Origin of the sequence: Microbacterium oxydans (genome assembly GCF_000956405.1) — a bacterium.
Classification (GTDB): Bacteria; Actinomycetota; Actinomycetes; order Actinomycetales; family Microbacteriaceae; genus Microbacterium; species Microbacterium oxydans_C.
In genome coordinates this window covers 80,782-104,989 of record NZ_JYIV01000026.1, presented here as the reverse complement: position 1 = coordinate 104,989, position 24,208 = coordinate 80,782, and the positions used below count along the sequence as shown (strand labels likewise).

Sequence of the window (24,208 nt, the reverse complement as noted above, 5' to 3'; positions counted from 1 at the left end):
TGGATCGGTGGCGGATTCGCGGGGAAGGGTGTGGACCGGCGTTCTGCGCGTCGAGCCGCACCGCGGCGACCACCGAGTGGCGTTGCGCGCCGCGGTCAGCGTGGCCGTGCCGCTTCTCGTGCTGTGGGCGCTGGGCCGTCTCGACCTGAGCATCTATGCGAGCTTCGGAGCCTTCGCCGCCCTGTACGGGCGCCACGACGTGTTCCGCGATCGCATCCGCATGCAGGCGAGCGCCGGTGGCGTGATCCTCGCCTCGATGCTCGTCGGCACGGCGCTGTCGGTCCTCGCCGCACCGGCCCCGGTCAGCATCGTGGTGGTCGCGGTCATCGCGTCGGCCGTCACCCTGCTCGCCTACACGATGCGATGGCACCCTCCTGGGCCACTGTTCCCGGTGTTCGCGGTCGGCGCCTGCGCGACCATCCCCGCCACCGCCGCGTCGTTCGGCGACGTGCTGCTGGTCGGCGGCCCGAGCGTGCTGTTCGGCCTCGCGGTCACCGCCCTCATCGGCGTCCTCACCCGCAGCACCGACGACGTGCCGCCGAAGACCCTGCAGCCCGTCGGCCCGATCGCGGGTGAGATGGCCGCATCGGTGGGAGTCGCCATCCTGGGCGCGGGCTTCGCCGGACTGCTGATCATGGACTCGCACTGGTACTGGGCGGCCGTCGGCGCCGTGGCCGCGGTGAGCGGTCCTCAACTCAACGCCCGCGTGATCCGCGGCATCCAGCGCCTCGTCGGCACGCTGCTCGGAGTGCTCGTCGCGGCGGGGATCCTCGCGATCGACCTCCCGCCGCTCGCTGTCATCGCCCTCGTGGTCGCGCTGCAGGCCGCCGCGGAGCTGTTCGTCGGCCGCAACTACGGCATCGCCATGGTCTTCATCACCCCGCTGGCCTTGCTCATGGTGCACCTGGCCGCACCCACCCCCGTCGACATGCTGCTGCAGGACCGGGCGATCGAGACCGTGATCGGGGTCGCTGTCGGCACAGTCGTCGCGGTCGCGTCGGCGGCCCTCCGCCGCAGGCAGACGCCGAAGCGCGCCTGACACTCAGCTGTGCAGGTTCATCACCAGCAGCATCGCGAGCAGCATCAGGAAGCACCACACGAAGCCGAACCGCTCCGCCCCGGGTACGCGGGCGCTGCGCCGACGCAGCAGCACCCATCCCCCCACCACTGCAACGCCGAGCAGCATCGCGCCGCCGCCGGTCGCTGCCGTCTGCGATCCATGCCCGTGCCCGGCGAAGACCAGCGCGAGATAGGGCACCGCCATGAGCAGTCCCATCGCGAACGGGTCGCCGACCGCACCGGGAGCCGCGGCTCGCACACGGCCCCTCGCGCCGGCGACCGCGGCCCAGCCGAAGAAGGCGAGAGTCACGCCGATGCCGGCCAGCGAGGCGTGCCCCTCTGCGATGGCGGGCACCATGAGAGCGCCCATCGCCGCGGCCGCGGCGACATGCCCGACGACGCCGGACGACCGTCCGCGCCGTCGGGGCTGCCGTGGAGTGACGCCGAGGGTCAGGCCGTCCACACCGTCTTCGCGTTCACGAACTCGCGGATGCCGAAGGAGCCCAGCTCGCGCCCGTACCCGGAGTCCTTGACACCGCCGAACGGCAACCCGAAGAACGACGCGGAGTTGCCGTTGGCGAAGACGCTCCCGAAGTCGAGCTCCGTCTGCAGCCGGTCGATCTCGTCCGGATCCGCCGACCACACCCCCGCGGCGAGTCCGAAGTCCGAGTCGTTCGCCCGCTCGATCGCCTCGTCGATGGACGCCACGCGGTACACGCACGCCACGGGCCCGAAGCACTCCTCACGGAAGATGCGCATCTCCGGTGTGACCTCCGTCAGCACGGTCGCCGGGTAGAACCACCCAGGCCCTTCGGGGAGCACACCGCCGAGCCGGACCGTCACGCCCTTCGCCATGGCATCCTCGACCAGTTCATGCGCATCCGCACGCACCTGCGCCGTCGCCATGGGGCCGAATCCGGTGCCGTCGACCATCGGGTCTCCGGTGGAGATCTCCCCCATCTCGGCGATGAACGCGTCGAGCCACTGATCGTAGACATCGGCGTGCACGAAGAAGCGCTTGGCACAGATGCAGGACTGCCCGCTGTTCTGCGTGCGCGAGAGCGCAGCGAACCGTGCGGAGCGGGCGACGTCTGCCGAGGGCATCACCACGAACGCGTCCGTGCCCCCGAGCTCCAGCACGCTCTTCTTGATGTTGCGGCCGGCCGCAGCCGCGACCGCGGAACCCGCTCCCACCGAGCCGGTCAGCGTCACAGCACGGATGCGACGATCCTCGAGCAGGGCGGACGCGGCTGCTCCCTCGAGCAGCAGCGTCTGGAAAGCACCCTCAGGGAAGCCGGCCCGCAGGAACAGCTCTCCCAGATACAGAGCGGTCTGCGGAACGCTCGACGCGTGCTTGAGCAGCCCCGTGTTGCCCGCCATGAGCGCGGGCGCGGCGAAGCGGATGACCTGCCAGAAGGGGTAGTTCCAGGGCATGACCGCAAGCACGGTACCCAGCGGCTGGAACACCACCCGTGCGGACGACGCACCGACCGACGCCGCAGGGACCGGTTCCTCCGCGGCCAGGTAGGCTTCCGCGTGGTCGGCGTACCAGCGCATCCCGTTGGCCGACTTCGTCACCTCGTAGGTGGCGGTGGCGATCGTCTTGCCCATCTCCCGCACGGCGAGGCCGGCAGCATGCTCGAGTTCGGCATCGAGCAGATCGGCGGCCCGACGCATCCATTCCGCGCGCTGAGCGAACGTCGTCCGCGCCATCAGCGCGTTCGCGGCCTCCGCTGTCGACAGGATCCGCTCCACCTCCGCTGCGGTGTGGGGTGCGAATTCCCGCACCAGCTCTCCCGTCGTCGGATCGATCGTGGCGATGGTCATGAGCACTCCCTGGGGTCGGTGGACGGAGACGGAACGGGCACGGTCACTTGCCGTAGCCCTTGGTGAGACCGGCGATGTACTGCCGGGAGAAGACCGCGAACAGGATGACCAGCGGCACGGCGCCGATCGTGAGCGAGGCGAGCAGGGCCGGATAGTCGCTCTGGAACTGCCCGACGAACTGCTGCACGCCCAAGGTCACCGTCTGGTTCTGCTTGCTCGGCGCGAGGATGAGCGGGAACCAGAGGTCGTTCCACACCGGCAGCATCGTGATCGAGGCCACGGCAGCGATGCCGACGCGTACGATCGGCAGCGTGATCCCGAGGGTGCGCCACTCGCCCGCGCCATCGATGCGGGCAGCCTCCTTGAGCTCGTTCGGCACCGCCCGGAAGTACGTGGTCATGAGCGCGATCGCGAGCGGCAGCTGCATCGCGGTGTAGACGAGGATCAGCGCCGCGAGCGTGTCCATGAGGCCCCACGACGTCATGATCTTGATCAACGGCACGGTGCCGAGACGGATCGGTAGCATGATGCCGACGACGAAGAACCCCGCGAGCACCGGCGTGATCGGAACCTTGTATTCGACGAGCGCCCAGGCCGCCAGCGTGCCCAGCACGATCGTCAGCACGATCGTGGCGAGCGTGACGATCAGGCTGTTCTGGTAGTTGAGCAGGAAGTTGCCCCGGGTGAAGACGTTGACGTACCCCTGCAGGTTGAACGTCTCGGCATCGGGGAGCGAGAACGGCGACCCGAAGATGCCCTGCGTCGTCTTGAACGAGTTCATGAGGACGATGAGGATCGGGACGACCGAGAAGACTCCCATCACGATCAACAGCACGTGCACGCCAACCCCGGCGAACACGTCACCGGCACGGCGGCGAGGTCGCCGCGTCGGCGAGGTGGAGGGGAGGTCGGGGCGACGGGTCCGGGCGTCCGGAGCGGGGCGGGTGTCGATGGCCATCGTGTGCTCCTAGAGCTCGTAGGTCTTCAGTCGGCGCTGGACGAGCCAGAAGTAGGCAGCCGTGGTCGCGAGGATGAGGAGGAAGATCACCGAGGCGACCGTGGCGCCGAGATCGAGATCGGCGACCTGCCCGCTCGAACCGAAGAAGGACCGGTAGAAGAAGGTGCCGAGGATGTCGGTCGAGTAGTTGGGTCCTGGGGCGGAGCCGTTCAGGGCGTAGACGATGTCGAACCCGTTGAACGTCCAGATGTAGGTGAGGATCACGATCAAGCCGAACTGCGGAGCGATGAGCGGGAACTTGATGCGCCAAAAGGCGGTCCAGGAGCCGGCGCCGTCGATGCGGGAGGCCTCGATGACGTCGTCGGGGATCGCCAGCAGCGCGGTGTAGAGGAAGATCATCGGGATTCCGATGTACTGCCAGACCGACATCAGGGAGATGGTCGGGAGTGCCGTGATCTCGTTGCCCAGCAGCGGGAACTCGACGAGGCCCCACAGCGGGTTGATGATGAGGCGCCAGATGAAGCCGACGATCACGACCGAGAGGGTGGCGGGGATGAAGAGCAGCGTGCGGTAGACGCCGACGGATCGACGCAGTCGACCGGACGTGAGCAGGGCGGCCATCAACAGACCGATCGGCAGCTCGACCAGCAGGTGGATGAGGAAGAACTCGACGTTGTTGCCCAGAGCGTTCCAGAAGCGGGCGCTGGTGGTGGGGTTGGTGAACAGGTCGACGTAGTTCGCGATGCCGACGAAGGCGCTCGCCTGGCCGCTGGATTCGAAGAAGCTGAGCACCACCGAACTGATCAGCGGGTAGACCGAGAAGGCCACGTAGACCACGAGGGCGGGAAGCACGAAGATCGCCAGCAGGCGGTATCGGGCGGGTGTGCGGATCATGCGTCGTCTTTCGATCGGCGGAGAACGGATGGTGCGGTCGGGGGCGGAGTGCTCCGCCCCCGACCGGGCGTCACGGCGCGGGCGTGTACCAGGAGTCGAGGCCCGCCTGCAGCTCGGCCGTCGCGTCCTCCGGCGAGAGTCCGCTGTTGTACATGAGCTGCGCGACGCGCCAGATCTCGTCGTCCAGCGGCGGCTGACCTGCGCTGAGCCGGTCCAGGGCGAGGCGCGAGGTGAGCTCGGCGTCGACCTTGAGATCGGCGAACTGCTGCGCGAGCGCGTTCTCGTACTTCACGGGCTCGGTCCCCATCGAGAAGAATCCGGGCAGCTTGTTCACGTACAGCTGCTGGAACTCGCTCGTGCCCAGCCACTCCAGGAACGTGGTCGCCGCCTCCTTCTCCTTGCTCGCGGCGTTCAGACCGAAGGCCATGTCGGCCATCTCCTGCTGGTAGCGCTGGTCACCCGCGGCGGCCGGCGGTGCTCCGAAGACGCCCACATCGAGGCCAGTGGAAGTCACCTGCGAGATCTGCCACGATCCGTCGGGAAGGATCGCGGCCTTGCCGAGCGTGAAGAGCTGGGTCATGTCCTCGTAGGAGATCGACTCGTATCCCTTGGGCAGATAGTCCTTGAACGAGTCGAAGACCCGGAAGCCTTCGACGAAGTCGGGGTCGGTCAGCTTCTTCGTGCCGTCGATGAGACCGAGCCGCCCCTCCTCGCCCTTCCACGCGTTGGGGCCGACCTGGTAGAGCATGTTGTAGGCGAGCTGCCAGCCGTCGGCACTGCCGAGCGCGAGCGGGGCGTACTGACCGTCGGCCTTGATCGCGTCGAGCACCTGGAGGAACTCGTCCTGCGTCTGCGGTACCTCCAACCCGAGCTCGTCGAAGATCGCGGTGTTGTAGTAGAACCCGGCGAGCACCGATGCCACGGGAACGCAGTAGGGCGTGCCGTCGTCGCCCTCCCACGCGGCGAGCGCCGACTCGGGGAACGAGCCGATCGCGTCGAGTCCGTCGAGCGGCTCGAAGTATCCCTTGTCGATCCAGGAGCGGTTGACGTCGAACGGTCGACACATGATCACGTCGGGACCCGTGCCGCCGTCGATCTGCGACTGGATGGCGGCGTTGTAGTCGTTGGTGTCGATCGGCGCGTAGGAGACCTTGATCCCGGGGTGGGCTGCCTCGAATGCGGGGATGATGTCGTTCTCCCACATCGTGGCGTCTTCCGTGCGCCAGGTGCCCAGGGTGAGAGTGACGGAATCGGGGTCGTCACCCGTGCTTGTGGCGCATCCGGCGAGGCCGAGGGCGAGGGTGGTGACGGCGAGGGCGGCGAGTGGTGCTCTGGCAGAACGCATCATGACCTTCTCTCTGAGAGGACGCGCGGTCTCGGGACGACCTGCCACACCTTTGCGGCGGCGCGCGGTGCTGGTCAGCATATATAGGTCTCAAAGAGGTAGCAAGAGGTATTTGCAGAATTGCAGGATTGTCGTACTCGCACCGCCTCTGCTAGACATTCATAAGACAAGTGGTATCTTGTGGACAACACCCTCGAAGGAGACTCCCGTGATTCGTGTCGGCATCCTCGGTTCCGGATTCATCGCAGACTCGTACGCCGATTCTCTGCTCGACGTCCGCGACGGCGTGCTGGCGGCGAACTTCTCCCGCGACGCCGACCGCGCCGCCGACTTCGCCGCGCGCTGGCGCAGCCCGAAGAGTTACACGGACATCGCGGAGCTGTGCGCGAACCCCGACATCGACGTCGTCGTCATCGCGCTGCCCAACGAGGCGCACGTCGACGCGGTGCGGATCGCCGCAGCGGCAGGCAAGGGGATCATCTGCACCAAGCCACTCGCTCGCACCGGCGCAGAGGCCGCCGAGATCCTGCGCATCGTGCAGGATGCCGGCGTCTGGCACGGCTATGCCGAGAGCTCGGTGTTCTCCCCCATCGTGCAGAAGGCGCACGAGATGGCGCAGGCAGGCGGCATCGGCGATCTGCTGACGATGCGAGCGCGCGAAGCGCACTCCGGCCCGCACGCCGCGCACTTCTGGGACACCGAGACCGCCGGCGGAGGCGCCCTGCTCGACATGGGATGCCACACCGTGGAATCGGCGCGGCACTTCTTCGGCAAAGACAATCCCGTCATCGAAGCGTTCGCCTGGGGATCGACCCTGCTGCACACCGACAAGACCACCGGCGAGGACACTGCCGTCGCGCTCCTGAAGTTCGCGGGCGGACAGCTCGCGATCATCGAATCCTCCTGGGCGGAGAAGGGCGGGATGCAGCTCCGTCACGAGTTCAGCGGAACCGAGGGCCGGATCGTGACCGATACGTCGGTGACGCCGGTCTGGGGTTTCCTCGGCACCCCCACCGGCTACCTGGTGGAGAAGGCGGATTCCGAGACGGGGTGGGTGCACCCCGTTCCGGAGGAGACCCGCGCCTACGGCTTCTCGCAGCAGATGCGGCACTTCATCGACCACTACGCCGCTGGGACCACACCGATGGAGACGTTCGAGGACGGCTGGGTCGTGAACTGCATCCTCGACGCCTGCTACCGAGCCATGCGCTCCGGCACCTGGGAGCCGGTGCTCCTCGAGCGCTGAGCACCCCTCGCCACCCACCCAAGGAGATGGACGAATGACGAACACCCTGCCTTCCGCGGCGAATGCGCTGCTGGCCACCCTCACCATCGAGGAGATCGCCGCGAACCGCGCCGCCCTCGAGGCCGCCGGCATCGCGACCCCGGACACGCACTACGCCTATGTGGGCGTGGCGGCACCGGACAAGCGCCGCCTGTTCGCCGGCCAGGTGCCTCCGCGGCTCGTGCGGAGCTTCCTCATCGACATGGTGACGGGACTCTCGCACGACGTGGTGGTCGAGCCGTCGTCGGGCGTCGTCGTGTCGTCCCGCGCGCTCGATCCCACGGTCGACGGCGCCGTGCCGGTGGTGCTCCGGGAGTTCGGCTACGTCGAGGAGGTCGTCCACAAGGATGAGCGCTGGATCGCGGCGATGGCGAAGCGCGGCCTCACCGACCTCTCGCAGCTGCGGGTGAACCCGCTCTCGGCCGGTGTGCTCGCCGACCACGAGAGCGGTCGTCGCATCCAGCGCTGCTTCACGTTCGTGCAGCGCGCTCCCGACGACCTCGGCTGGGCGCATCCCGTCGACGGCGTGACCGTCATGGTTGACGTCGTCAGCGGTGAGGTGCTCGACGTGATCGACTACGTGGACCTGCCCGTCCCGCAGGAGGACGGCAACTACCACCTGGAGTCCTGGCGCGGTCCCGACCGCGAGGGCCTGAAACCCATCGAGATCACCCAGCCGGAGGGGCCGAGCTTCACGATCGACGACAACGGCGTGCTCGACTGGGCGGGGTGGCGCCTGCAGGTCTCGTTCGACCAGCGCGAGGGCCTCGTGCTCCACGACGTCTCGATCGCCGACGGCGATGTGCAGCGTTCGGTGCTGTACCGCGCGTCGATCGCCGAGATGGTCGTGCCCTACGGCGACCCGAGTCCGCAGCGCTGGTTCCAGAACTTCTTCGACGGCGGGGAGTACCTCTTCGGCGGCTTCGCCAACTCCCTCGAGCTGGGTTGCGACTGCGTGGGCGACATCACCTACCTCGACGCTGTCGTCGCCGGGAACGATGGCGATGCTCGCGTCATCCGCCAGGCCATCTGCATCCACGAGGAGGACGCAGGGGTGCTGTGGAAGCACTCCGACAACTGGAACGGCTCGTCCGAGACGCGACGCAACCGCCGCCTCGTCGTCAGCTTCTTCATGACCGTGGGCAACTACGACTACGGGTTCTACTGGTACTTCGGCCTGGACGGCACGATCGAGTTCGAGGTCAAGGCCACCGGCATCGTGTTCACCTCGGCCTACCCCGGCAAGGGCTACCCCTTCGCGACCGAGGTCGCGCCGGGCCTCGGCGCCCCGAACCACCAGCACCTGTTCAGCGCACGTTTGGACGTCGCGATCGACGGTCTCGCCAACGCGGTCGACGAGATCGAGGCGGTCGCCGTGCCGCGCGGCCCGCAGAACCCGCACGGCACCGGCTTCACGCAGCAGGTCACGCGCCTTCGCAGCGAGTCGGAGGCGCAGCGCGTCGCCGACAACCTGACCGGGCGCGTCTGGTTCGTCGGCAACACCGAGGTGCAGAACCGCCTCGGCGAGCCCGTCGGCTGGACGCTCTACCCCGAGGGCAAGCCGCTGCTGCTCGCGGACGCCGACTCCGACATCCACAAGCGGGCCACGTTCACGACCAAGCACTTGTGGGTCACGGCATACGAGCCGAGCGAGCAGTACCCGGCGGGCGACTTCGTCAACCTGCACCCGGGTGGCGCGGGCATCCCCGAGTGGGTCAAGGCGGACCGTTCCATCGACGGCACGGACATCGTGCTGTGGCACACGTTCGGTCTCACGCACTTCCCGCGCATCGAGGATTGGCCGATCATGCCGGTCGACACCGCCGGGTTCGTGCTCAAGCCGCACGGGTTCTTCGGCCGCAACCCCTCCCTCGACATCCCCGGAGCCGTCGGCCACTGCGCGTCCGCTCCGGACCACCACGACCACCACGCCGGGCACTGACCGGGCGCGCACGAGCACAAGGAACGACATGGACGGATACATCAGCTACACCGCAGCCACCGCTGCGCAGGCGGACGCCCTCGCGACCGCGATCCCGCACATCGAGCGGCAGGTGAACGAGCTCGCCGCACAAGGCGCTCTCGGCGACGTCGGGCCCCTGTTCCTCGGCATCGGCGCGAGCCTCGCGGCGACGGCTCCCGCCGTCTGGCACCTGCGCAAGCGCGGGATCACGGCGTGGCGGCTGGATGCCGGAGACACCCCGCTGCCCCTCGCCACCGGAGATCACCCCGTGATCGGCGTCTCGCAAAGCGGCCGGAGCAGCGAGACGATCGCCGCGCTGAACACGATCCCCGCGCACCTCCGCTACGGCGTCGTCAACACCGTGCCGTCACCGCTGTCCGCGCTGGCGACCCGTTTGGTGGGCCTGGGCTCCATCCCCGACAGCTACGCCTCGACCATCGGGTACACCGCGACGGTCGTCGCCGTCAGCATGCTGGCCGAGTCGTGGGGCGGAGGCCGCATCGATCCCGCCTGGCACGACTTCGCGGCGCTGTTCCGCAAGACTGAGGGCGTGCTCGCATCCCAGACCTCCCGTGCCGCCGCTCTGATCGCCTCGGCGCCGAGCCTGGACTTCGTCGGTGGAGGCGCCTCCACCGGATCGGCCGAGGCCGGGGCGCTGCTCTTCCGCGAGGTCGCCCGTATCCCCGCGAGCGCGATGGGCACCCGTCAGTACCTGCACGGCTCGATGGAATCCGCCGGTGAAGGCGCTCATCTGCTGTTCGGCGGCGAGCGCGAGCACGAGGTCGCACGGACCCTCAGCGAGGCGGGGCACCGAGTCGTGCTCGTGACCACCGACGACGTGGAGAGCGCGGCGGACCTGGAGGTGGTGCGGTTGCCGCACACCTCGTCGAACGCCAGGGCCGTGCTCGAGGCGCTCTTCCTGCAGGGGATCGTCGCCGAGGTCGCGCAGGCGCGCGGGGTGGAGATCGAGGAGTTCGTGTTCCACAACGACGACACGAAGGTGGATGCCGGGGCGTCGCAGTGACGACGCCGGACAGCATCCCGACGGGGTCGGGCCTGACGGTGGGCATGGACGTGGGCGGCACCAAGGCCGCCGTCCGCGCCACGGACGCTCGTGGTCGCGTCGTCGCGGACGTCGTCCTGAGCTCGGCGGAGTGGGATGCCGAACCCGCCGACGCTGCGGCCCAGTGGCTGGTCGATGTCCTCGCCCGCGCCCTGCCCACCGGTGAGACGATCCGCTCCCTGGCGATCGGCGCCCAGGGACTCGACCGCGCCGAGGTTGCCCTCGGGCTGGAGGAGGCGCTGCGCGCGCACGGGCATGCGCTCGTGCGCTGCGTCAACGATGCGGCGCTTCTCGTTCCGGCGGCCGGCCTCGACGCCGGGATCGGGCTGATCGCAGGCACCGGAGCGATCGGCGTCGGAACCGATGAGTCCGGCACACCGCTCGTGACGGGCGGCTGGGGCTGGGTGATCGGTGACGAAGCCGGGGCGGCAGGACTGGTGCGCGAAGCCGCGCGCAGTGCGTTGCTGGCTCACGACGACGGCGATCCGGACGATGGATTGCTGGGGGCTCTGCTCTCCGACTTCGGTGTCGCCGACGCCGAGAGACTCGCCCGCGCGGTGAACGACGACCCCACCATGTCGAACTGGGCACCGCATGCACCGGCGGTCTTCCGCGCCGCAGACGCCGGCTCGGCGCTGGCCGCTCAGGTGGTCGCGCACGGGGCCGCGCATCTCGTGCGCCTCGTGGACCAGCTGCGTCGTCGCGGCGCCTCAGGAACTCATGTGGTGGCAGCCGGTGGTGTGATCACCGCTCAGCCGCGTCTCGCCGACGGGGTTCGCGTGCTGCTCGCCGAGCGGCACCCCGATCTGCGCTTCGTGCTCCTCATAGAGCAGCCGGTCGCCGGAGCCTGGTTCCTCGCCGACCGGCTCGGCGGCGGCGCGCCCGTCAGCGCGTAGGACCCGAACCGCGGGTGAACACCGTCCGCAGGCGGTAGCGCTCGCCCACGTAGCGGATGGTCGAGAGCGAGACCACGCGCCCGTCCGAGCCGTGCGCGGCTTGTCGCATCACCAGCAGAGGGCTGCCCACGGCGACGTTCAGCGACTCGGCCGCCTGGGCATCGGCTTCGCGCGCTTCGATGGTGCTGTCGGCGCGCTCGGGGCCGGATCCTGCGGCATCGAGCAGCTCGTAGAGCGAATCGACGGCGAAGTCCGTCTTCGACACGTCCGGCAGCAGCGCGGCGGGGACGACCGAGGCATCCAGAGCGATCGGCACACCGTCGAGCAGTCGGATGCGGTCGAGGCGGAAGATCGGGGTGCCTGGCGCGACGCCGATGGCCTCCGCTTCGTCGAGGCTCGCGTGGCCGGTCTCGGCGCGCAGGACGATCGAGGTCGCCTCCAGCCCCATGCGGCGCGCGGTCTCGCTGAAGGACTCCAGGCTGTTCGGCCACTCCTTCGCGACCGGGGCGGAGGCGACGTACCAGCCGCGGCCGTGCGACGAGCTGAGCACACCCTCTTCCACCAGCTGCAGCAGCGCCTTGCGCAGGGTCACGCGGCTGATGCCGAGCTGCGTGCACAGCTCTCGCTCCGGGGGAAGCCGCATGCCTTCGGCGAGGCGCCCTGACGAGATCTCGACCTTGATGAGATTCACGGCCTGGATCCACAACGGCTCCGGGTAGTCCGCGCGAATCGGCGACTCACTGATACTGCTCGTCATTCCTGCCCCCTTGGAAGTGGCTTTCCACTCTGCACCGTACACGGCACCGCGGAACCATACCAGTAATGACCATGGCAAGTCCTCTGGATCACCCGCCGAGCATCTGAGGCAGACGCTGGCGCCTCTCGCCGCCTGATCGGAAGCATCACCGTTTGATCACGAGAAGAAATACCAGTATTGACCACTTTGAGTCCGGGACAGTACCATTCGAGGAACCGCCGGCGCCCCGCCGGCCGAGAAGGAGGTCCTCCGTGCAGAAGCGCGTGTCCATCCCCCTGGCAGGTGCCACCGCGTTCGTGCTCGCCGCGACTCTCGGCGCCTGCGCGAGCGGCGAATCGTCATCGCCCGACCAGATCGTCGTGCAGACGAACTGGACGGCCAGTCAGGCCCAGAACAAGCCCCTCTTCGACGCGTTCAAGGCGTTCACCGATGAGACGGGCATCGAGGTCAAGGTGCTCGAATCGGGCGACAACCTCAACCAGGTGTACGAGACGTCCCTCCTCGCCGGCGAAGAAGCCGACGTGCTGCTGGTCGGACTCCTCGAGAAGCAGCTCGACTGGGCTATCAACGGCGCCGTCGTCCCCGTCAACGACTACATCGAGGAGTGGGGCATTGCCGACCGTCTGCCCGACGACGCGCTGGTGGACTGGACCGACGCCGAGGACAACGTGCGCGCGTTCCCCTACTCCGGCTTCACGTGGCCCTGGTGGTACAACACCGACCTGCTGGCGAAGGCAGGGGTCGACACTGTTCCCACCACCACGGACGAGCTCGTCGACGCCGCGAAGAAGCTGCGCGCGGCCGGCATCGCCCCGGTGGTGCTCGGCGGCATCGACTGGTCCGGGCAGAAGATCTTCCTCCAGTTCCTGGAGATGTTCCTCTCCACCGAGGAGGCCAAGCAGGTCTACGCCGAGGGCGACACCTGCGAGAACCCCGGTGCGATGAAGGGCATCGAGCTGCTGGTCGAGCTGCGCGACGCCGGCGTCTTCGTCGACGGCGTCGAGGGCTACACCGCCGACCAGGCGCAGGCCGCCTACATGGACGGCCAGGCCGCGATCGCCCCGCTCGGCTCGTGGGCATACCCGGCGGCATCGGAAGAGCTCGCCGCGGCCACCGTGCTCGGCGGTCTCCCCGTCGCGGACGGAGCACCGTTCGACAAGCCTCTCGCCTACCGCGGCTCGACCTCGGCCGGATGGTGGATCAGCCCGAACGGCGAGAAGAAGATCGACGCCGTCGAGAAGCTCATCACCTACATGTACGGCGACGACGTGCTGAAGGGCATCCTCGACGAGGGCGGCGTCATCCCCGTCGCCGACTTCGGCGGAGACACCTCCGGCGTCACGTCACCCCTCCTCGCGCAGTCGCTCACCGAGCTCCCCGAGGCTGTGGACTTCCCGGTGATGCCCGACATCTACGTGCCGGCCGACGTCTCCAACCCGATGTACCGCGCGACCTCGATCGCGTTCACGCCCGGCACCGACGCCGCGACGATCTGCAAGACCGTCGACGACATCTACGCCGCCGCGAAGTAAGCCGCCAGGGCGGTCCGGCCTCGTGCCGGACCGCCCTCCTCACCGCTGGAGCCCCCCATGACCGCATACTCCCCCGACGTCGTCGCCCTCCGACGCGCGAAGGCCCGACGACGTGGCGAGCTCGTGCAGCTGTCGGCCACCCTTCCGGCGCTGCTCTGGTTCCTCGTCTTCACCCTGGGACCGTTGGTCAGCCTCTTCTACTTCTCTACGGTCAACTGGCGGGGTCTCATCGCCCCGCGCACGCCGGCAGGACTCGACAACTTCGCCCGGTTGTTCAACGACCCCGTGGTGTGGCTCGCGACCTGGAACACCGTCCTCCAGCTTGTGGTCACCCTCCCGATCGTCGTGGTCGGGGCGTTCATGATCGCCTACTACCTGAACCTCAAGCCGCGCGGACACCGATTCGTGCGCGCGCTGATGTTCACCCCGGTGCTCCTGTCCGCGTCGGCGCTCGCGATGGTCTTCGTCGGCGTCTTCGCCCCGCAGGGCATGATCAACGGCTTCCTCGATGCGATCGGCCTCGACCAGCTCGCCCGGCCGTGGCTCGCGAACGGCGACAGCGCGATGTGGGCGATCATCATCGTGACCATCTGGTGCAGCATGTCCGTCTCCGCCATCATGCTCGCGGCCCGGCTCAACTCGATCGATGCCTCGGTCTTCGAGGCCGCCGAGATCGACGGCTGCGGACACTTCCGTCGCATGTGGAGCATCGCCTGGCCGATGTGCCGCGAGTTCGTGGGCGTCGTCACGATGCTGCAGTTCCTGTGGACGCTGTTCTCTTCCGCAGCCGTCGTGCTGCTGCTCACGAAGGGCGGCCCCGGCAATGCCACCGCGACGCTGTCCTTCCTCGTCTACGACTTCGCCTTCAACCAGTCGAAGGTCGGCTACAGCCAGGCCGTCGCCGTGGTGCTGTTCATCGTCGGCGTCGCCGGCATCCTCGTGATCCGCCGGGCGTTCCGGCAGAAGTACTGATCGGACCCGCCCGCATGACCACCGTCACCGCACCCGCCACCCCGCTCCCGTCTTCTCGTCAGGCACGTCCCGCCGCTCGTCGTCGGTCACGAGGCGGCGCGCTCGCCCGCACGGGGCCGATGAAGTACCTCGCCCACGCCGGCGTCTGGCTGTACGTGGTGCTGCTCGCCGCACCGCTGTACTACCTCGTGATCTCGGCGTTCAAGCACAACACCGACATCTTCACGCAGCCCTTCTCCCCGTTCACGCCGCTCACGTTCGACAACTTCGGCCTCGCCTTCTCGCAGGCCTCACTCGGCACGGCGCTGTTGAACTCCGCGTACATCACGGTCGGCGCGGAGATCCTGACGCTCGCTCTCGCCGTCCCGGCGGCGTTCGCGCTGGCTCGGGCGAAGGGCGCCGTCGGCCAGATGGTGGAGAGGGTGTTCGCGCTCGGGTTCCTGATCCCCGGATTCGCGGCCCTGGTGCCGACCGTCCTGCTGTCGATCATGATGGGCCTGTTCCACACCCGCGAGTTCCTGATCCTTTTCCTGCCCGCATCGGCCATGCCGCTCACGGTCATCCTGTTGACCCAGGCCATGCGTGCGGTGCCGGCCGAGCTCGAGGAGTCCGCTCTGCTCGACGGGGCGGGCCCGCTGAGGGTGCTGTGGTCGGTCTACGTGCCGCTCGCCATCCCCACCCTCACGGTCGTCGCGATCCTGAACTTCCTGTCGTTCTGGAACGAGTACTTCTTCTCGCTCGTGATCATCGGACCGGAGGCGTCGCTGCGCACGGCCCAGGTGGCGCTGCCGACGCTCTCGATCGCGAACGCCGCCCAGTACGGCGTGCTCGCGGCCGGAATCCTCATCACGCTGATCCCCGCCTATCTCGTGTACGCGGTCTTCGCGGAGAAGATGGAGAATGCCGTTCTCGCCGGAGCCCTCAAGGGCTGACATGCGCATCCTCACCTCGCACCTCGGCTACGACGCCGGGGCACCCAAGTCCGCGCTCATCGAGATGTCGCTGCCGGGGGCGACTCCCCGCGTCGAGCTGCTGTCCCTGGACGACGACTCCCGCGTGCACCTCGAGGCCCGACCGGCGGCACAGGTCGATGCGTGGAAGACCGGCGCCTTCGCACGCGTCGACTTCGACCACGTCGAGGCCCAGGGCCGATATCGGATCGTCGCCGCCGTCGACGACCAGGTGGTCTCGTCCGAGCCGTTCACGATCGGCGAGGAGCGCGTCGCCGCCGGCACCCTGTCGGACATCCTGTTCGCGTTCAAGGCCGGTCGATCCAGCGGCGAGATCGAGCGGAAGGACGCCGCCGCTCGTCTCTACGGCGACGACTCCGGCGTCACCGTGGACGCACGAGGGGGCTGGCTGGATGCGTCGGGTGACACCAGCAAGTTCCTCAGCCACCTGACCTACTCGCCGACCATGAGCCCGCAGCAGATCCCGCTGTGCGCATGGGCGTTCCTGGAGGCGCGGGATCAGCTGGCGACGCTGCACCCTCGGTTCCATCGCGCTCTGGGCGCCAGGCTGCGCGACGAGGCCCTGTTCGGCGCAGACTTCCTGGTGCGCTTCCGCGCACCGGATGGGGCGTTCTACAGCGGCATCTTCGACGCGCTCACCAAGCGACTCGACGAGAGGGTCATCAACGCGCCCCTGCCGGAGTGCGTGCGCACCGATCGGTATCGCGCCTCGTACCGCGGCGGGGGCGGTCTCGCGATCGCCGCCCTGGCGCGCGCCTCACGCGAACGGGAGCACGGCGACTTCACGAATGCCGAGTACCTCGCGGCGGCCGTCGGGGCCTTCGACGACCTCGAGCGGCGCAATGCCGACTACCTGTTCGGGCTCGACCTGGAGACGGGCGCACTGACGGGCAGCTCCGAGTCGATCGTCGACGACTACTGCGCGCTGCTCGCCGCCTCCGAGCTCGTGGCCACCGCCGATGACGACCGGGAGCGGTTCGCCGCCGCAGCCGATCGGCGCGCGGCTGCCCTCATCGACCGTTACCGCACCTCTCCGGGGGAACCGGGCTGGTTCGAGGCCTGGGAGGATGGGCGCCCGTTCTTCTCCGCCGTCGAGGGCGGGCTGCCGGTGGTGGCTCTGCTGCGGTACGTCGACCTCGTTCCGGACGCCCGACACGCCGGGGCCGCCCGGGAGCTCGCGGTCACCGTGATGGGAGATCTGCTGCAGCGCACCGCCGCCGTGCCCAACCCGTTCGGCTACCCGCGCCAGCGCATCCAGCCGCTTTCCGGTGAGACGCGCGACGCCTTCTTCTTCCCGCACGACAACGACACCGGGTACTGGTGGCAGGGCGAGAACGCCAACCTCGGCTCTCTCGCCTTCGCTGCTCTCCTGGTCGCCGGCCTGCCCGAATGCGACCGGGAACTCGCGTCGCGCCTGCGCAGGTTCGCCTCCGATCAGGTGGACTGGGTCCTCGGACGCAACCCGTTCGACGCGTGCATGCTGCAGGGCCGCGGACGCCACAACGTCGAGTACACGCCCGACTTCCCCAACCTCCCCGGCGGGATCGTGAACGGCATCACGAGTCACCCCGACGACGAGCACGGCATCGCCTTCCTGACACCGGACACCGCCGAGAGGCCCGATTCGTGGCGGTGGGCGGAGCAGTGGATCCCCCACTCGGCCTGGTTCCTCCTCGCCGTCAGCGCGACCGGAGCGGCATCGGAGAGCCGGGCGGGACGTCCCGACTAGAGCACGCCGCTGAGGAAAGGCGTCGCGGCGGCATCCGCGTCTGCGAACGGGAAACTCGTCGTGTTCAGCAGGTACACGCCGACGATGATCGCGGCGACGAGCAGCAGGAACAGGAACGCGAAGATCACGACGGTGAGCACGCGGTAGCCGCCCGACGTCGGCTCCTCCGGCGCGACGGACGGCAGCGCCCAGCCATCGGCCACCGCAGCGGGCGGCTCGCCCTCGAGGATGGCAGGCGTGGGGCGAGCACGGTCGGCGCGACGCGTCGCCGGCGGGGGGATCACCGCGTCGAGCGCGGAGGCGTCCGACGTCGCGGCGTCGGGCGGCAGATCAGACGGCGGCGGAGTCAGCAGCCCGTCCGGGATGGGGATCTCGGGCGGAGGCGGCGGGATCACCACGTCAGCGGGCGGGACCAGCGACTCGTCCGGAAGGTCGAGCCCATCCGCCGAGGGTGTCTCCTCCGGGGAGACGGGCTCTTCCGGCTGCGTGCCGCTGACGTCCGTCATCTCAGCCTCCGACTGCTCCGACATCGGTGGTACCGACATCCGTCCGATGGAAGTTCTGGAACGACCGGGAGGCCGTCGGTCCGCGCTGTCCCTGGTACCGGTTGCCGTAGGGGCCGGATCCATAGGGGTTCTCGGCGGGAGAGGTGAGCCGGAAGAAGCACAGCTGACCGATCTTCATGCCCGGCCACAGCTTGATGGGCAGGGTCGCGACGTTCGCGAGTTCGAGCGTGACGTGCCCCGTGAAGCCGGGATCGATGAAGCCCGCCGTCGAGTGCGTGATGAGTCCGAGGCGTCCCAGCGACGACTTGCCCTCGAGACGCGCCGCGATGTCGTCGGGCAGCGTGACCTGCTCGAACGTCGCCCCGAGCGCGAACTCACCAGGGTGCAGGATGAACGGCTCGTCCGGGTCGACCTCGATCAGGCGCGTGAGCTCCGGCTGGTCAACCGACGGATCGATGAACGGATACTTGTGGTTGTCGAACAGGCGGAAGTACCGGTCCAGACGCACGTCGATGCTCGACGGCTGGATCATCCCGTCTTCACGCGGGTCGAGGCCGATGCGGCCGGATGCGAGTTCTGCCTTGATGTCGCGGTCGCTGAGAAGCACGGCACCAGCCTAGTTGCCACGGGCTTCCGACGCCGTGCCTGCTTTGGCCAAAGAGCACCGGACGGGTAGGCTGGCGTTCGCCCGCTCCTCGGATGCGGGTACGGGGCTGTAGTTCAATGGTAGAACTTCTGCTTCCCAAGCAGACAGCGCGGGTTCGATTCCCGTCAGCCCCTCCACGTGTGAGCCACCGACTTCGACTGCCAGGTCAGCGACGGGGAGGAAACGAGGCTCTAAGCTCGCGCCGTTCCGAAGCGACTACGCGCAGGCACAATGCTCCGATACTCGATCCCGAGTGTCGGAGCACTGATCTTGACGGCCAGGCTCCGGTCGAGGTCGACGGTCAGGGTGCCGGATCGCGCAGGGTTGGTCCGGTGTTCCAGCGCCACCGTGACCAGATCTCCTTCTCGCTCTGCCCCGGTCATGCGGTACAAGTCATGGCGTCGGCTCCAGATGGGCAGCGCCATCGGGAATGCGAGCCGCGCAGGCAGTGGTTCAGTGAGCAGCGCATTCGGCATCCGTTCGACCTGCATCCCGTCGGTCACGATAGTGCGGCTGGCATCGACATAGGACTCCTCGATGCCCGATGTCGTGTTCACCAGCGAATACGAGGAGTGCATCGGCTCGGCGTGCATCTCGAACGTCTCCACACGACCGCATTCTTCGCGGACGACCACCTCACAGGTGAAGGTCCGCACGAGACGCCAGTCAGCCATGCAGCCAATGGCGGCCATGAGCGTTGCCATCGAATCGTCCGCCACGTCGCTTCCCCCTCCGCTCCGCATGCTCACCCCGCACGGCGCGCTGGCCGCGGAGTGAATCCCGAGCGTACCCGCTGAGGCCGCGTCGAAGCATCCCATCCGAATCGGCTCCGGTTCCGAACAGAGACAGGAAGGGCGGTTTCGTGCGCCCTCCGCGCCGTCCGCACGACCGAGAGAAGCTCCGATGATCGAATCGTCGACCCCACCGCTCGCCGCCCTCGACGGCCACCGCAACGTCACCGATCTACTGGCTGCGCGGGCCGCCGCCGCGCCGGATCACGTGGCGTTCGAGGTCGAGGAGGCCTCGACGGGCTCCTGGCGGCCGGTCACCACTCGCGCGTTCGAGGACGAGGTGCGCGCTCTGGCGAAGGGGTTCATCGCCCAGGGCATCCAGGTCGGCGACCCGATCGCGATCATGGCGCCCACCCGCTACGAATGGGCTGTCGCCGACCTCGCTGCCTGGTACGCCGGTGCTGTCGTCGTGCCGATCTACGAGACCTCGTCGCCGTCACAGGTGGACGCGATCGTCGCGGATGCCGGGGTGCGCCTGGCCATCGGCGGCACGACCGAACATGCGGCGCTGCTCGAGTCGGCGCTCTCGCACGCCGGCGGAGTCACCCTCGGGGCGTGGGTGATGAGCGCCGAGACCTCGCCGTGGACGCTCCTCGACCTGGTCGCACGCGGCATCGACGTGCCCGATGAGGAACTCGAGGTTCGCCGAACGGCGGCCACGCAGGATGACCCCGCAACGATCGTCTACACCTCGGGCACGACGGGCGAGCCCAAGGGTGCCGTGCTCACGCATCGGAACTTCCTCGGCCAGGTGCTGAACATCGCCGCGGCCTACAGCGAGATCGTGAACGAGTCCGGCAACACCGTCATCTTCCTGCCGCTGGCCCACGTGCTCGCGCGCGGCCTGCAGCTGATCTGCCTTGCCAGCGGCATGCGCATCGCGCACCTGTCCGACCCCTCGACCGTCGTCGCGACGCTCGACACGCTCCGACCGACGTTCCTGGTGGTCGTTCCGCGAGTGCTGCAGAAGATCCAGGCAGCTGCCGCGGGCAAGGCGGCCGACAAAGGTCTCGCGAAGATCTGGGCGCATGCCGAGGCGACGGCCATCGCGTGGGGTCGCAGCGCCGAGCGGGTCGATGCCGGTCGTGGCGCTGCGCGCTCCCTTGGCCTGCGCCTGCGCCACCGTCTCTTCGATGCCCTCTTCTACAAGCGCCTTCGCACGGTGATGGGCGGGCGGGTCGGATACGTCCTGTCCGGCGGCGCGGCCCTCGACGCCGACCTCTCGCTGTTCTTCCGCGGCATCGGGGTTCCCGTCATCGAGGGCTACGGGCTGACCGAGACGACCGCACCGCTCACCGGCAACCTGCCGGGGCGCATCGCCTCGGGTACCGTCGGCGCACCGCTACCAGGACTCACGGTCCGCATCAGCGATGAGGGCGAAGTGCTCGCCCGGGGCATCGGCGTCTTCGACGGCTACCGGGATGCCGCGCACGACGACGGCGCGTTCATCGACGGGTTCTTCCGCACCGGTGATCTCGGTCGGCTCGACGACGACGGCCGACTGATCCTCGAGGGCCGGATCAAGGACGTGATCGTCACCTCGAACGGAAAGACCATCGTGCCGACCCGCTGGGAGAGCGCGGTCGAGGCGAATCCGCTCGTCTCACATGCGGTCATGGTCGGCGAGGGGAAGCCGTACCTGTCGGCTCTGCTGGTGCTCGACCCGGAACAGGCCGGCACCTGGGCCGAAGCGCAGGGCACCCGCATCCCCCCGACCAGCACGACCGACATCCGCGCGGTGGACGACCCGGCGCTGCACGCCCACCTGCAACGCTCCGTGGACGAGGCCAACGCACTCGTCGCGCGCAGCGAGCAGGTCCGCCGGTTCAGCGTGGTCTTCGCCGACCTCGACGACCGTGGACTCGTCACCCCGACCTTGAAGCTGAAGCGGAGCGTCGTGCTGGATCGTGCAGCACACGCCGTCGAAGACCTGTACCTCTGAGCATCGGAAAGCACACATGTCCTCCCCCACACCCACCCGTGCGAGTTCCTCGCGCTCCTCGCTCATCGCGATCGTCGTCGCCCTCGTGATCGGCACCCTCGTCGCGATCGTCGGCAGCCAGGGCGGCGCGACCGTCGGTGGCGTCCCGCTGTTCGCGATCGCCGTCGCGGCCGCCTTGGCGATCCAGATCATCGCTTTCATCCCGGCGATGCTGCTGAAGACCGAGCGGTTCTTCGACCTGACGGGCAGCCTCACGTTCCTTGTGATCTCCGCGGCGCTCGTCCTGCTGACGCCGATGCCGGACGCACGGAGCTGGATCCTGGCGGCGATGGTCATGCTGTGGGCCGCGCGCCTGGGTTCGTTCCTGGCCCTGCGCGTGCACAAGGCCGGATCCGACGGGCGCTTCGACCAGATCAAGGGGTCGCCGCTGCGGTTCCTACAGGTATGGGTCATCCAGGGCGCATGGGTGTCGCTGACCGCAGCAGCCGCCTGGATCGCGATCGGTGCGGATGCCTCGTCCCGCGCGCCGATCGGATGGCTGACCGTCGTCGGCATCGTCGTCTGGGCTCTCGGCATGGTGATCGAGGTCGTCGCCGACGCCCAGAAGTCCGCGTTCCGCGCCGACCCGCGCAACCGGGACGAGTTCATCCGCAGCGGCCTGTGGTCCCGATCCCGACACCCGAACTACTTCGGCGAGATCGTCATCTGGGTGGGAGTCTTCGTCACCGCCGCCCCTGTGCTCGTCGGATGGCAGTGGGTCGCGGTACTCTCACCCCTGTTCGTGATCCTGCTGCTCACCCGCGTCAGCGGCATCCCGCTGCTGGAAGCCCGCGCCGAGAAGAAATGGGGCGACCGTGCCGACTACGTCGCCTACCGCGAGCAGACACCGGTGCTGATCCCGAAGCTCACCCGGCCGACGGTGCAGGAGACGGCCGGGTAGACGGGGCCCGGTGTTCCCGGAGAAGTCCCGCCCATCCTGTGGATGGACGGGACTTCTCGCCGCGTGGCTTCGCGTCACATAGTCGCCCACGGGCTGAACGCGCCACCAGGCACTGACTGGCCGCTGCCGACCACCGCGCCAGCGGTGGTCGTTCCATAAACCGCGTTGAGGCCCGCCGACGTTCGCACACTGGCGAGAGCGGTCATGAGAGCGGCACCGCTTCCGATCTGCCCCCAGCCAGCGGGTGCCGGTATCGACGGAACGGTGCTTCCCCAGACGGTGCCGTCGCTGCCGAGGCAATACACCGAATAGGTCGCGCCCGTCTTGAGCACCGTCGGCGTCGCCGCGCCGATGGAAACCGGGCCCGAACCGAGGTTCACCCACGAGCCGAATGGTGTCCCGGGTGCTGCCTGGCTCACACTCGAGACCGTCGTCCCCGCCCCGGCGAAGACGGTGAGCCTGTCTCCATCATTGATGACTGCAGGGTCCGTGCTGACCCCGGCCCCGCCAGTGCCAAGAGCGCTCCACGCCGAGAACGTCGACCCGGAGCTGGTCTGTGCGCTGGCAAAAACTTCAGAGGTCGACGAGCGAGCGAACAGGGCGATGCGGTTATCCGCGAAGTGGACGAGAGCGGGAGTGCCGAGCAACGGCATGCTCGAATTGCCGATGGTCGTCCACCCACCGAAGGCGGATCCCACGGATGTCTGGGCGACTCCGGCGACGCTTCCCGCATCAGTCACGGCATAAATGCCGATCGCGCCGTTTTGGAACTGAACAGTGGCCGGGTCTCCGATGATTCCATTGCCACCCGATCCGATGGTGGTCCACGATGTGAAGGCCCCGCCAGGCGCCGCCTGGTTCGATCCGACGATAGTTCCGGCCGTGGTCCGAGCGTAAACGGCAAGGGTCTGGTTCGACAGTCGCAGGACCGATGGGCGACCTCTCAGCGTGCCTATGTCGCCGCCCAGCTTCTGCCACGGCGAAAGCCCGGCACCAGCTGCCGCTTGACTCGCACCCCACAGATTTCCGTCGGTGCGGATCGAGTAGAGCGAAACCCGATCAGACGGATCGATGATCGCTGTCGGGCCGAACGCAGACCCGGTGGCGGGGATGCCAGGACCGCCGGCGCCGACGTAGTTCTCAAAGTCCACCGTGTTGGGGTAGCCGAGCTGGTTCGGTGTGCCGCCGATCCAGAGAGAGACGTGCACGTGCGCGCCGTAGCCGTTGTCGCTGCCGAATCCGGACGCGCCGGAGTACGCGATCACCTGGCCTCTGGTCACTGATGTGCCAACACTCACGGCGCTGGAGTCCAGGTGCAGGTAACGGATGTAGTTTCCGTCACTGGCTCGCAGGGCGAGGTACCTACCGGTCGCTGTGGAGGTCGTGTCCTTCCGGTCGACGATCACTCCGTCGGTAGCGGCGAGGACTGGTGTTCCCCTGCCGACCGAGTAGTCGGTTCCCGGCTCACCCGATGGCGGAATCCGGTTCTTGTGCCCTTGCCACGAATCGGAGATCGGCACGTTTCCACACGGACGCAGATAGGTACCCGCTGCGACTGCGACTCCAGGCCGGGCGAAGGCGCCGAGTCCGAACGCCGCCAGTCCCATCGTGAGGCCGGAAGCGACGAGGAGCGAACGCCGCGTCATCGCGGGAGCGGTGGGGACGAAGGCGGCTTCCTCGTTCAGCTCATCGCACATCATCGATCCCCTCCCTCATTCTTGCCGTCGATGAGGTTCTGGATCTGCGCCTCGGGAAGGGGCTGGATAGACGCGTTCGATATCTCGACCTCAGGTGACGCGGGTGTTCCTCCGATAGTGCACTGCGCCTCACCGGCGAACCCGGTAGCGTGCGCCGGAACCAGTACCAACCACTGCGGATCTACGGCGCGCTCTTCAACACGGACGCGATCCGCATCGAACGCCACTCCCTCCTCGAACGCCGACGAGGTCGCATCGATACAGATACTCGCGAGATCCTCTTGAGAGAAATCGCCATACCCCGTCGCGGTTGACACCGGGGCAGTTCCGGACGACTCCGGATGCATGGCGCAACCAGCGAACGCGGCGACGCTCAGAAACAGGACGGCCCCTTCAACGAGGCGAGACGTGCGTGGTGAATTCATACTCGTACCG

22 protein-coding genes and 1 tRNA gene are annotated in these 24,208 nt (G+C 68.2%); 12 read left to right on the top strand and 11 right to left on the bottom strand.

Annotation, left to right across the window (positions count from 1 at the left end; all coding sequences use genetic code 11):
- Positions 1–7 precede the first annotated feature (7 nt).
- A complete protein-coding gene (locus tag RN51_RS10025; RefSeq protein WP_045263900.1) occupies positions 8–1,039 on the top strand; it encodes an FUSC family protein in 1,032 nt (343 codons plus the stop codon).
- Between the two features lie 3 nt (positions 1,040–1,042).
- Here RN51_RS10025 and RN51_RS10020 read toward each other — a convergent pair whose 3' ends face one another.
- The 5 genes from RN51_RS10020 to RN51_RS10000 all read right to left on the bottom strand — a co-directional run bounded on the left by RN51_RS10020 (position 1,043) and on the right by RN51_RS10000 (position 6,083).
- The gene (locus RN51_RS10020) at positions 1,043–1,522 is read right to left on the bottom strand and encodes a hypothetical protein (protein ID WP_045263899.1); all 480 of its coding nucleotides are present in this window, start codon (positions 1,520–1,522) and stop codon (positions 1,043–1,045) included.
- The gene (locus RN51_RS10015; RefSeq protein ID WP_045263898.1) at positions 1,510–2,886 is read right to left on the bottom strand and encodes an aldehyde dehydrogenase family protein; all 1,377 of its coding nucleotides are present in this window, start codon (positions 2,884–2,886) and stop codon (positions 1,510–1,512) included. Before RN51_RS10015 ends, RN51_RS10020 begins: the two co-directional genes overlap by 13 nt.
- Before the next feature lie 43 nt (positions 2,887–2,929).
- Positions 2,930–3,844, bottom strand: a complete 915-nt coding sequence (locus tag RN51_RS10010; protein ID WP_045263897.1) for a carbohydrate ABC transporter permease — start codon at positions 3,842–3,844, stop codon at positions 2,930–2,932.
- Between the two features lie 9 nt (positions 3,845–3,853).
- On the bottom strand, positions 3,854–4,738 hold the full coding sequence (locus RN51_RS10005; protein WP_045263896.1) for a carbohydrate ABC transporter permease: 885 nt from the start codon (positions 4,736–4,738) through the stop codon (positions 3,854–3,856).
- A 70-nt stretch (positions 4,739–4,808) separates the two neighbouring features.
- A complete protein-coding gene (locus RN51_RS10000) occupies positions 4,809–6,083 on the bottom strand; it encodes an ABC transporter substrate-binding protein (RefSeq protein WP_197073228.1) in 1,275 nt (424 codons plus the stop codon).
- Between the two features lie 208 nt (positions 6,084–6,291).
- Between RN51_RS10000 and RN51_RS09995 the strand changes: the two genes are divergently transcribed.
- From RN51_RS09995 to RN51_RS09980, 4 genes are read left to right on the top strand one after another with little or no spacing between them, the layout of a single operon-like run.
- Positions 6,292–7,329: a Gfo/Idh/MocA family protein gene (locus tag RN51_RS09995; protein WP_045263895.1), complete on the top strand. Its 1,038-nt coding sequence runs from the start codon at positions 6,292–6,294 to the stop codon at positions 7,327–7,329.
- A 34-nt stretch (positions 7,330–7,363) separates the two neighbouring features.
- Positions 7,364–9,310 (top strand): primary-amine oxidase, encoded by a 1,947-nt coding sequence (locus RN51_RS09990; protein WP_045263894.1) that lies wholly within the window; start codon positions 7,364–7,366, stop codon positions 9,308–9,310.
- A gap of 28 nt (positions 9,311–9,338) precedes the next feature.
- Positions 9,339–10,355, top strand: a complete 1,017-nt coding sequence (locus tag RN51_RS09985) for an SIS domain-containing protein (protein WP_045263893.1) — start codon at positions 9,339–9,341, stop codon at positions 10,353–10,355.
- Positions 10,352–11,290, top strand: a complete 939-nt coding sequence (locus RN51_RS09980; RefSeq protein WP_231579272.1) for an N-acetylglucosamine kinase — start codon at positions 10,352–10,354, stop codon at positions 11,288–11,290. The genes RN51_RS09985 and RN51_RS09980 overlap by 4 nt, the downstream gene beginning before the upstream one ends.
- On the opposite strand, the gene RN51_RS09975 is transcribed toward RN51_RS09980, so the two are convergent.
- Positions 11,280–12,047: a GntR family transcriptional regulator gene (locus RN51_RS09975; RefSeq protein WP_045263892.1), complete on the bottom strand. Its 768-nt coding sequence runs from the start codon at positions 12,045–12,047 to the stop codon at positions 11,280–11,282. The genes RN51_RS09980 and RN51_RS09975 overlap by 11 nt on opposite strands.
- Before the next feature lie 251 nt (positions 12,048–12,298).
- Between RN51_RS09975 and RN51_RS09970 the strand changes: the two genes are divergently transcribed.
- Genes RN51_RS09970 through RN51_RS09955 form a run of 4 tightly spaced genes read left to right on the top strand, consistent with a single transcriptional unit; the run spans position 12,299 to position 17,251 of the window.
- Positions 12,299–13,579, top strand: coding sequence for an ABC transporter substrate-binding protein (locus RN51_RS09970; protein ID WP_045263891.1), 1,281 nt, complete (start codon positions 12,299–12,301; stop codon positions 13,577–13,579).
- A gap of 57 nt (positions 13,580–13,636) precedes the next feature.
- The gene (locus tag RN51_RS09965; RefSeq protein WP_045263890.1) at positions 13,637–14,551 is read left to right on the top strand and encodes a carbohydrate ABC transporter permease; all 915 of its coding nucleotides are present in this window, start codon (positions 13,637–13,639) and stop codon (positions 14,549–14,551) included.
- A 14-nt stretch (positions 14,552–14,565) separates the two neighbouring features.
- Positions 14,566–15,483: a carbohydrate ABC transporter permease gene (locus RN51_RS09960; protein WP_231579271.1), complete on the top strand. Its 918-nt coding sequence runs from the start codon at positions 14,566–14,568 to the stop codon at positions 15,481–15,483.
- A gap of 1 nt (position 15,484) precedes the next feature.
- Positions 15,485–17,251 carry a glycoside hydrolase family 9 protein gene (locus tag RN51_RS09955; RefSeq protein WP_045263888.1) on the top strand — a complete coding sequence of 589 codons (1,767 nt, stop codon included), beginning with the start codon at positions 15,485–15,487 and terminating at the stop codon, positions 17,249–17,251.
- Here the strand turns inward: RN51_RS09955 and RN51_RS09950 are convergent.
- Together RN51_RS09950 and dcd are read right to left on the bottom strand one after the other, a co-directional pair.
- Positions 17,248–17,757 carry a hypothetical protein gene (locus RN51_RS09950; protein WP_156149157.1) on the bottom strand — a complete coding sequence of 170 codons (510 nt, stop codon included), beginning with the start codon at positions 17,755–17,757 and terminating at the stop codon, positions 17,248–17,250. The genes RN51_RS09955 and RN51_RS09950 overlap by 4 nt on opposite strands.
- Position 17,758: 1 nt before the next feature.
- Positions 17,759–18,364, bottom strand: coding sequence for a dCTP deaminase (gene dcd / locus RN51_RS09945; RefSeq protein ID WP_045263886.1), 606 nt, complete (start codon positions 18,362–18,364; stop codon positions 17,759–17,761).
- A gap of 102 nt (positions 18,365–18,466) precedes the next feature.
- Here dcd and RN51_RS09940 point away from each other — a divergent pair.
- A tRNA-Gly gene (locus RN51_RS09940) sits at positions 18,467–18,540 on the top strand.
- 54 nt (positions 18,541–18,594) lie between these two features.
- On the opposite strand, the gene RN51_RS09935 is transcribed toward RN51_RS09940, so the two are convergent.
- Positions 18,595–19,122, bottom strand: coding sequence for a hypothetical protein (locus tag RN51_RS09935; RefSeq protein ID WP_156149156.1), 528 nt, complete (start codon positions 19,120–19,122; stop codon positions 18,595–18,597).
- Between the two features lie 184 nt (positions 19,123–19,306).
- Here RN51_RS09935 and RN51_RS09930 point away from each other — a divergent pair, with 184 nt between their 5' ends.
- Entirely contained in the window at positions 19,307–21,136 is a 1,830-nt protein-coding gene (locus RN51_RS09930) for an AMP-dependent synthetase/ligase (protein ID WP_045263884.1), read from the top strand.
- Between the two features lie 16 nt (positions 21,137–21,152).
- Positions 21,153–22,076 (top strand): DUF1295 domain-containing protein, encoded by a 924-nt coding sequence (locus RN51_RS09925; protein WP_045263883.1) that lies wholly within the window; start codon positions 21,153–21,155, stop codon positions 22,074–22,076.
- A gap of 74 nt (positions 22,077–22,150) precedes the next feature.
- Here RN51_RS09925 and RN51_RS09920 read toward each other — a convergent pair whose 3' ends face one another.
- Complete coding sequence (locus tag RN51_RS09920) at positions 22,151–23,776, bottom strand: peptidoglycan DD-metalloendopeptidase family protein (protein ID WP_045263882.1); 1,626 nt, start codon at positions 23,774–23,776, stop codon at positions 22,151–22,153.
- A complete protein-coding gene (locus RN51_RS09915; protein ID WP_156149155.1) occupies positions 23,773–24,198 on the bottom strand; it encodes a hypothetical protein in 426 nt (141 codons plus the stop codon). The genes RN51_RS09920 and RN51_RS09915 overlap by 4 nt, the downstream gene beginning before the upstream one ends.
- Between the last annotated feature and the right edge of the window lie 10 nt (positions 24,199–24,208).